We start from the raw sequence: 9,282 nt of genomic DNA, 5'->3' as shown, positions 1-9,282 counted from the left end.
GCCCGCCTACCCCGCCGTTACCGCCGTTCACCCCGGAGATCGTGGAGTTCCAACCGGCCCCGCCGGCCCCGCCGTTGCCCTGCCAGACGGCGGCCCCACCGTTGCCACCGATCCCAGGAGCCACACCGACCGCACCGGGCCCACCGGTCCCGCCGGCACCGCCGTTGCCGAGGATCCCGGCCATCCCGCCATTACCGCCGTTCACCCCGGCGACCGTGGAGTTCCAGCCGGCACCACCATTGCCCATCAACAGGCCGCCGTTTTGGCCATTGGGGCTGGACTGCGACGTCCCATTGGCGCCGTCGTAGAACAGCGGCTGCCCGAACAATTTGTCGCCGGTCTGGTTCAGCTCATACATCACCGTCGCCAACGGATCCGTCCGCGGCGGCGGCGAAGAACCCGAGGCTTCAGCCACCGCGGCAGGCCACGTCGACGGAGTCAACACCTGCAAGGCGAGCACATCGGCACCCAAGAGCGCGACCTCTGCCTGATGTAAGGCCTGCGCGATCTGGGCACTGACCGTTGCGGCCTCCTTGACGAGCGTCTGAAACTCCTGGCCGACCTCGGAAAACAACGTCGCGAGCGCCTTGGAAACCTGATCACCGGAGGATCCCGGCACCCAGACGAACGGGAGGCCCGCCGCCGCGTTCGCCGCGTCCAGCGACGCATTGATCGTCGCCACATTCGCCGCCGCCGCCGTCAACGCACCCGGCATGACGAATACACGCGACACTGCCGACCTCCGAAGAGTCTGCGCAGAGGCGGTAAGCCCCCTACCACGGCCAAGTTATCGTTCGTTAGCTTAATCATTATGGGGCTATTAGGCAGGAGTTCAGTCAATATGGGTCCGGCTAGTCCAGGAACGCCGATAGGCGGTATGTTTCCGGCCGGGCACACCGAGTTCGCTGGTTCAAGTTGGGCGGTCTCCCGAGTACCGGTGCGGTGACGGCGGGCAAGCTCAGTCGATCGGTACGAGTTGGTGAATGGAACGGATGACCGCCGGGTTAGCTACCCGCCGGCAGGCCCGTATCAGCGAGCCGATCGCCGAACGGTGTGCACCGGCATCCGGACCGAGACCGCACTGGCCATCACGGCCGCTGGTGCGATATCCGGCGGCCGCCGCCGGCAGGGATTGGCAGGCTCGAGTGTGCGGATGGACCGTCGTCCTCGACCGCCGCTCCTCCCGGGCGACTCGTCAGAACGAGATGACGCTGCCGGAGCCGCCGGCGGCTCCGCCGGTGCCGCCGGCCGCGCCGCCGCTCCCGACGGTGGCATTGCCCGGGGTGACCGCGAAAACGTTGCCGCCGATGCCGCCGTTGCCCCCGGTCGCACCGGTGCCGCCGATGCCGCCGGTGCCCCCGTAAGCGAGGCCGGTGCTCAAGAAGTCGTACCCGGTCCCGCCCGTCCCGCCGGTACCGCCGACGGTGACACCGCCGCCGCCCGCACCGCCGACACCGCCAGTGGCGGTACCCCAGTTGCTGGGCCATACCGCCAGGCCGTCAAAAGTGTCAATGAAGCTGTAGGGCCCCATGATCGCGGCGCCGCCGTTGCCGCCGTTGCCGCCGGCGTCGACCGTGCCGGCGCCGCCCACGCCGCCGGCCCCGCCGGTGGCGGTTCCCCACCCCAGGTTGTACGCCACACCACCCGCGCCGCCGGCACCGCCGGTGTCGCCGCTGCCCCCGGCCCCGCCGGTACCGCCGAGCGCAAAGCCGGCCCCGCCGGCCCCGCCGTCGCCCAACCACACGGAAGACCCACCGTTGCCACCAGTCCCAGGGGCCACAGAGGCTGTGCCGGGGCCGCCGGTCCCACCGGCGCCGCCGTTGCCGAGGAGCCCGGCCTGCCCGCCGTTGCCGCCGTTGACACCGGCAACCGTCGAGTTCCATCCGTTGCCGCCGTTGCCGATCAGCAAGCCGCCGTTTTGGCCGTTCGGGCTCGATTGCGTCCCATTGGCACCGTTGTAGAAAAACGGCTCTCCGAACAATTTGTCGCCGGTCTGATTCAACTGGTACATCAACGTCGCCAGCGCATCCGTCGTGGGCGGCGGTGAGGACCCGGAGGCCTCAGCCACCGCGGTCTCCAAGATCTGAAACGGTGATTGATAAGTCGACGCAGCGGCCGCAAGCGAGTGCGCTGCGCCAGTCAACGGCGACACATTCGTCGCCTCGGCGGCCGCATACGCGCCCCCTGAACCGGTCAGGGCCTGCACGAACTGGGCGTGGAGCGCCGCCGCCCGGTTGCTGAGCGACTGAAACTCCGTGCCGACGCGGGAGAACACCGACGCGACCGCCGCCGACACCTCGTCACCAGCGGCCGCCGCCACCGCGGTGGTCGGACCGGCCGCCGCGGCATGCGCGGCGTCCAGCGACGAGCCGATCGCCGCCACATTCGCCGCCGCCGCCGCCAATGTGTTCGGCGCCACGATCACATACGACATTGCTGACCTCCACAGACCGTCGCGGAGTGGCACACCCCCCGCGCCACGGTCACCATGTGCTACCGAGGTCAAAACCTATCCCGTTGCACACCTGTAGATCTGTGTTTTGGCAAAAGTCCTCGCCGAGTCGCACCCACACGCGACGGCAGACCGGGAACGGTGAACCCGACCGGCTCAGCGTTCGCGCTTGGACTCGAATGAAGTGGCGGACACGGTCACACCGGTCATTCGGGGCTTCGGCGGGACTGCGGTGCGAGAAGTGGCGTCCGCCGAATCCGCCCGGCAGCCCAGCGCCGACAGGGAGGGGATCGACGACGGTCGTCGCGGCCGGTCCTTTAAAAATCGCGTTTTCCTGGCGCCGGCCCGGCACGGGCCGGATGCCGCTCCAGCTCCTGCGCCCGCAATGCGCAACAGGCGATGCAGAACAACAGTTTTCGAGAATGGACCCGACACCCCGCCGTGCGGGAATTGCCGCCCGCGAACTGACTCTCACCGGCAAACGTTGCGCTGTCGGCCTCACCACCAGATCCCCTGCGCCCGAGGGCATCGGGCCGTCAGCTTCACAAACCGGGCCATCAACCAACACCTGGCCGGTCTGGTAAATATTCGGCGGCGCATGCACCGATTTTCACGAGGCGTATGTGCAATAAGGGACGCGCCGGAGTGAAATCGTGATGACGGGGTAATTGCAAAAGTTTCGTTTCGTATCGGAAAATGCCGGGTACTCTCCGATGACGCGCGACCTGGGGGGCCTGCTTGAGGTTGTCGTGGGGCGTGATTGGGGTGACGATGAACGACAGCGAATTCCAGGTGGCCGTGGGCGCGGCGGCGCAGGATGCGGTTTGGCAGACGCAGCACCCGGTCACCTACGACTTGGCAGGCGATGATCCGCGCCGGGCGCAATACCTGCGGGAGTACCAAGAATCGGTCGGTCGCCGGGTGCTTGCGGCGATAAAGACCCTGAGGCCTCGCACGTCGATCTGGGAGCACCAGGAGGCCCCGGCAGCACCGCTGAAGGGGATGCGCGCTCCGGGCGCCAATCCCTCGACCCCCTGCCGGCCGACACCACCGTCGCGGTCGCCCGCGGGCGAGTCCTACCGGAGATACGACACGCCGAAACCGAGTCAGCCAGTCCACCCGCAATGAGATGTGGGCTTTGCCCGGCCAGGCGACCCAACTTCGCGCCGACCCGACGGGAGAGCCCGACATGGTGTGCGAGAAGTGTTGGGAAACAACGCTAATAGCCGTTGGCACTCGCAATCGGACCTAGCCCGGTGAGCAGAGTCCACTCGTTTGCCAGGGAACGGCAGTGAGGCGGCTGCGTACGCCGGGAAAAAAGTTGCCCCGACCGCGTGACTTTTGTACCTACTATGGAGTAACTTCTATACTTACTGTGGAGTAAGAAAGCATGGCGTGAGGGAACCACATGCGAGCCCAAGCTATCGCAAGGAGGGCGGTGCCCCCGTCGCGCACACGTCCGTCCAATCGCCGGCGAATTAGCCGGCCCCAGTGCCGTAAACCAATTCTATCGGCAGGCGTGTGTCAATTTCTCTTATAGGCGGAACCGAATAGCGAAAATGACAGTTACGGGAGCTTGATGAAAGGATGGCTGCTGAACCGCTTTTCGTGTCTGAGAATTGACACCGGCCCGCGGCGGCGCGCAATCGGGGGAACGATGAACAGGGACGAGGATTTTGAAGTAGCCGTGGGCGAGGCGGCGCAGGATGCGGTTTGGGGAACGGAACATCCCCTCACCCACCACCTCGCAGAGGCTGACCCGCGCCGGGCGAAATACCTGCGCGAGTACCAACGGTCGGTCGGTAACCAAGTGCTTGCGGCTATCGAGGCCCTCAGGCCCTCCGGCTACCAGAAATTTCGGTAAGCGTCCGTGCCCGGGCAACCGTCCGCCACCGAGCCTCGGGCACAGGCGCCGAACGCCGGAGCGGAATCGGCCGCCGTTTCGCCGTTGAGCCCGAGAGCCGCGCATCGACGCATGGGACGAGATCGGTGACCGGCCTTGAGGAGCGATGCGTCGCCGGCAGCCGTCGTAGCCGAGTCCTGCCGCCGACGCCAAAGCCCTCGTGGTGACGCGGGCACCGATAGCCGACATGGCGATCACCGAGCCGAACAATTGCTTCCAGGCGTGCGGCAAATGCCCCCATTCGCCCCCATGTTCCGGGTCGGCGACGGTAGTTTCAGTCGTGCGCCGCCGTTGGTGGGCGCTTGACGATCGATCCAGCACTGGCACGCACGGAGTGGCGGTTTTCCGCCGCCGCGATGTGCGCTGCGGGCGTGCGGTACCGGACGGACGAAGGAGGATCGGTGAAAACCATTCCCAAGTTGTTGGTGTTCGGTCTTGTCGAGTTTGTCGTGTTCGGCCTGATGCTGTTTGTCCCGGCAGGGACGTTCGAATACTGGCAGGCGTGGGTCTTTTTGGTAGTGGTCGCCGTTTCGGCGTGGACTCCCGCCGTCTACTTGCTGCGCACGAACCCCGTCGCGCTTCAGGCGCGGATGCGTGGGGGGCCGGCAGCGGAGGGTCGAACCGCGCAGAAGGTCGTTATTGCCGGCTTGTACTTGTCGCTGGCGGCGATGGTCGTGGTCAGCACCCTCGACCACCGCTTCGGCTGGTCGCCGGTACCCACGGCAATCTGCTTGGTCGGGGACGTTGTGGTCGCCGTGGGACTCGGCGTGGTGGGGGCGGTGGTCATCCAGAACAGCTATGCGGCCGCGACCGTCCGCGTCAAGGAAGGCCAGACGGTCGTCTCCACCGGTCTGTATGGGTTGGTGCGGCACCCCATGTACACCGGCAATGTGATCATGATGGTCGGCATCCCGCTTGCGCTCGGTTCCTACTGGGGGCTCGTCTTGGTCGTTCCCGGCGTCATCGCGCTCGCGTGGCGTATCCGCGACGAGGAGAAGCTGCTCCGAACGGAGTTGGACGGATACCGCGAGTACACGCAGAAGGTGCGCTATCGGCTGGTGCCATCTGTGTGGTGACGCCGTGGCCGCGGGCCCGTCGATGTCGTCGGCGCAGGTCTACAGATCGCGGAACGGGCGCACGGCGGGGACTTCTTCCACCGAACTGCCATGCCCGTCAAGTAACTCGCTCAACCCTCTCACCGACGGTGCATCGAACAACATGGGCAACGCGAGGTCGATATCAAGGGCTGCGTTGACCGCGGCAATCACCCGCATGGCAGCGAGCGAGTCCCCGCCCAGGTCGAAGAACGATTCGTCGATCCCCACCCGGTCCACACCCAGCACCTGGGTGTAGATGTCCGCCAGAATCTGCTCGACCAGGGTCGTCGGGGGGCGATAACCATCACCGTTGCCGCGGTGTTCGGCTGCCGATAGTGCCGCGGTCGTCGGCTGGGCCGACACCGCCCCGGTGCCATTCCCGTTCGTGCGGGCGCGCTTGCCGCCGGCTTCCACATCCGTCGACGGCAACGGCCGCGACGGGTTGTCGGTCATGGCGACCAGCACCTGCTCGAATCGCTCGATCAGTGCTGCGATGTCGGCGGCGTCGAACACGTCCGCGCGGTATTGGACGTGAAGCTCCAGTTCGCGGCCCGGCAGTGCCTGGACCGTCAGTGGGTAGTGGTAGTAGTCGCGGTTGTTGATCGCGGTGATGGCCAGCCCGTCCTGGCTCGGCAACGCGGCGGCGTCGGTTGGGTAGTTCTCGTAGACGAAAACGGTGTCGAACAGTTTCTGGTGACCGGTGACGCGGTGAATCTCGCTGAGTCCCAGGTGCTGGTGCTCGAAGGTGTGGTTGTGGGCGCTTTGCAGCTGGTCAAGCAGGTCGGTGGGGGTCGTGGCCGGGGTGATGCTCGCCCGCACCGGCACCGTGTTGATCAACAGGCCCACCATCGAGTCCGCGCCGGCCACCTCGGCAGGCCGCCCTGAGACCACGGCGCCGAAGGCGACGTCGTGCTGACCGGTCATCCGCATCAGCAGCTGCGCCCAGGCGGCCTGCAGCACGGTGCTGACAGTGGTGTGGCGCGAGCGCGCCAACTCGGTGACCGCCCGGGTGGTCTGCTCGGACACCTGGAACGACACAACGCCTCGCCGCCCCAGCCCGAACCGATCCGCCGGCCCGACCAATGTGGGGGTGTCGAAGCCGGCGAACACCTCGCGCCACACGGCGCGGGCGGCGGCCCGATCCCGGCCCGCCAGCCAGGTGATGAACCTGCTGTAGGGCGGAGCCGCGGGCAGCCACTGCCCGTAGTAACCGGCAAACAACTCCCCCAGCAGGATCGGCAGCGACCACCCGTCCAACAGGATGTGGTGATTCGTCAGCACAAACCGGTGCTGGTCGGCCGCCGTGCGGATCAAAGCCACCCGAAGGGCCGGCTCGTTGGCCATGTCGTAGACCGCGGCGCGTTCGGCGGCGCACACTTCGTGGATCTGCTCCTCGATGTCCGAGCCGTCGACGACTATGTAGCGCCAGGGCACCGCCGGCTCAGCCGGGATGATCTGCACCGGCTCGTCGAATTGCGAGGAGAACCGGGCCGCCAGGTTGGGGTGCCGGGTGACCACCGTGTGCACGGCGTCGCGCAGGCGGTGCTGATCGAGGGGGCCGCTCAAGGCGATATCGAGCTGCACCGCATACACATCGTCGCTGCCCTGCGCGGTACTGGCATGAAACAGCAGCCCCTGCTGCAAGGGGGTCAGCGGCAGCACGTCAGCGATGCGGTATTGCCGCGCAAGCTCGTCGATCTGCTGCTGGCTCAAGCGGGCGCAGACGACATCGGAGGGCGTCAACCCGCCCCCGCCGCCCCGCACATGCGCACAGATGCCGGCCAGGGCCTCAAACCACAACCGACTCAATCGGCTCACCTGCGCGTGGTCCATGGCCGAGGGCGCCCACGTCCAACCGGCGCGCAGCTGCGGACCGGCGTCGGTGTCGACCGTGCCGGCGTTGAGCTCGACGGTGTGCATCAGCGGCATGGGAATGGCCGCGGCCGTGCCGGCGACCGACCCGCTGTCCCGGGAGAGCTGCCACACGTCACCGGAGACCTTGGCCGCGGCACCCACCCGCCCCAGATAGTTGAACCCGATCGGCGGATCAGCTCCGCCCAAATCGACATCGGGGTTCAGATAGCGCAGCAGGCCGTAGGTCAGACCGTCCGGCAGGCTCCGCAGCTGCTCCTTGGCGTCTTTGACCACTGCCCCCAACGCGGCGTCGCCGGCCACCACCTGGGCCCAGTCCAGCCCACCACCCGGCCCCCCCACGTTCAAAGCCACCGGGTATTTCGCGGTGAACCAGCCGACAGTGCGCGACAGGTCCGCGTGTTCTTTCGAGATGGTCAAGTCTTCCTGGCGGCCGTGACCCTCCACGTCGATGCCGATCGGCCCGCCGGTGCCCACGAATTCGGCCACCGCCACCGCGAAGGCAATCAACAAAATGTCGTGTATCCCGGCGTGAAACGCCGCCGGCACCTCACCGAGCAGCATGCGGGTGGTCTCGGCGTCCAGATCCACCGACAAGTTCCCGGCGGTGGCAAACGTATCCACCGCGGGGCGCACCGCCGGCAGCGCCGCCGGGATCGCCGCCACCCGCCGCCAGGTGTGCGCCTGCTCCACGACGTCCGGGTGGCACGCATGCTCGGCCAGCAGCGACGCCCACCGCGCAAACGACGTCCCGCCCGCCGGCAACACCACCTGCTGGCCGGCGCGAAGCTGGGCCCAGGCGAGGTTGAGGTCCTCCAACAGGATCCGCCACGACACCCCGTCAACGGCCAGATGGTGAACGATCACCACCAACTGACCCGTGGGGGGCACCCACAGCCCGCTCAGCATCACCCCGGCCGCCGGGTTCAACCGCGACCGCGCCTCGATCACGGCCCGCTCAGTCAACGCCTCGACCGCCTGCAGGCACCCGCGGGCATCCACCGAGCCTTCCTCCGGCACGGTCAACGACCAGCCCCCGGCGTCCTCGTCGACGCGCAGACGCAGCATCGCATGCCGGTCCAGCAAGGCCTGCAACAGCGCCACCACATCGGCCTCGGTCACCCCGGCGGGAGCCTGCACCAGCACCGTCTGGTTGAACTGATCGACCGGGCCCTCGACACCGTGCAGCCAGCACATGATCGGGGTGGCCACCACTGACCCCACACCCTCGTCGATCACCTGGGCGTCATCGTCGGCAACCCCGGCCACCCGGGCCAGCCGGGCCACGGTCTGCTCGACGAAAATATCGCGCGGCCGACACACCACACCGGCAGCCCGCGCCCGCGCCACCACCTGCATCGACAGGATGCTGTCCCCGCCCAGCTCGAAGAACGACTCGTCGACCCCGACCCGCTGCAGCCCCAGCACCTGGGCGTAGATGCCGGCCAGGATCTCTTCGACCGCACTGGCCGGTGCGCGGTAGTGATCGACGTCCTGGTACTCCGGTGCCGGCAGCGCGCGGGTGTCGAGTTTGCCGTTGACCGTCAACGGCAGCGCATCGACGACCACCACCGCGGACGGCACCATGTACGACGGCAGCCGCTCCGCCAGCACGGCACGCCCCGCGGCCGGGTCCACGGTCCCGGTCACATACCCCACCAGACGCTTGTCCCCGGGGCGATCCTCGCGGGCGATCACCACCGCCTGCTGCACGCCGTCCAGCCCGGCCAACGCCGCCTGCACCTCACCCAATTCGATGCGGTACCCGCGGATCTTGACCTGCTCATCGGCGCGCCCCAGATAGCGCAGCTGCCCATCGGGGCCCCACCACATCAAATCCCCGGTGCGGTACATGCGCGCCCCGGGCTCCCCGAACGGACACGCCACAAACCGCGTCGCCGTCAGACCGCTCCGGCCCACATAGCCATTCGCCACCCCCGCCCCGGCCACATACAACT

6 protein-coding genes are annotated in these 9,282 nt (G+C 67.6%); 3 read left to right on the top strand and 3 right to left on the bottom strand.

Translation table 11 applies throughout. From position 1 onward, the window contains the following. Positions 1–733: PE family protein (locus FPZ47_RS30320; RefSeq protein ID WP_145039673.1), on the bottom strand; the 733-nt coding region annotated here is incomplete at its 3' end. 462 nt (positions 734–1,195) lie between these two features. Beyond that, on the bottom strand, positions 1,196–2,434 hold the full coding sequence (locus tag FPZ47_RS30315) for a PE family protein (RefSeq protein ID WP_145039670.1): 1,239 nt from the start codon (positions 2,432–2,434) through the stop codon (positions 1,196–1,198). A gap of 783 nt (positions 2,435–3,217) precedes the next feature. Here FPZ47_RS30315 and FPZ47_RS24905 point away from each other — a divergent pair. From FPZ47_RS24905 to FPZ47_RS24895, 3 genes are all read left to right on the top strand, one after another. Continuing rightward, entirely contained in the window at positions 3,218–3,580 is a 363-nt protein-coding gene (locus FPZ47_RS24905; RefSeq protein WP_210420000.1) for a hypothetical protein, read from the top strand. 451 nt (positions 3,581–4,031) lie between these two features. After that, positions 4,032–4,316: a hypothetical protein gene (locus FPZ47_RS24900; RefSeq protein ID WP_144956554.1), complete on the top strand. Its 285-nt coding sequence runs from the start codon at positions 4,032–4,034 to the stop codon at positions 4,314–4,316. 440 nt (positions 4,317–4,756) lie between these two features. Continuing rightward, complete coding sequence (locus FPZ47_RS24895; RefSeq protein ID WP_168209563.1) at positions 4,757–5,431, top strand: methyltransferase family protein; 675 nt, start codon at positions 4,757–4,759, stop codon at positions 5,429–5,431. A gap of 39 nt (positions 5,432–5,470) precedes the next feature. On the opposite strand, the gene FPZ47_RS24890 is transcribed toward FPZ47_RS24895, so the two are convergent. After that, the coding region (locus FPZ47_RS24890) for a condensation domain-containing protein (protein WP_145039668.1) at positions 5,471–9,282 on the bottom strand (3,812 nt) is incomplete at its 5' end.

Origin of the sequence: Mycobacterium helveticum, from assembly GCF_007714205.1 — a bacterium.
GTDB lineage: Bacteria > Actinomycetota > Actinomycetes > Mycobacteriales > Mycobacteriaceae > Mycobacterium > Mycobacterium helveticum.
Note: the sequence above shows the minus strand (reverse complement) of the source record. Positions and strands in the feature narration are given on the sequence as shown.

Coding starts and splice junctions, on each gene's coding strand:
- FPZ47_RS30315 (WP_145039670.1), bottom strand. CDS start 2,434: ATGTCGTATGTGATCGTGGCGCCGAACACATTGGCGGCGGCGGCGGCG.
- FPZ47_RS24900 (WP_144956554.1), top strand. CDS start 4,032: ATGAAAGGATGGCTGCTGAACCGCTTTTCGTGTCTGAGAATTGACACC.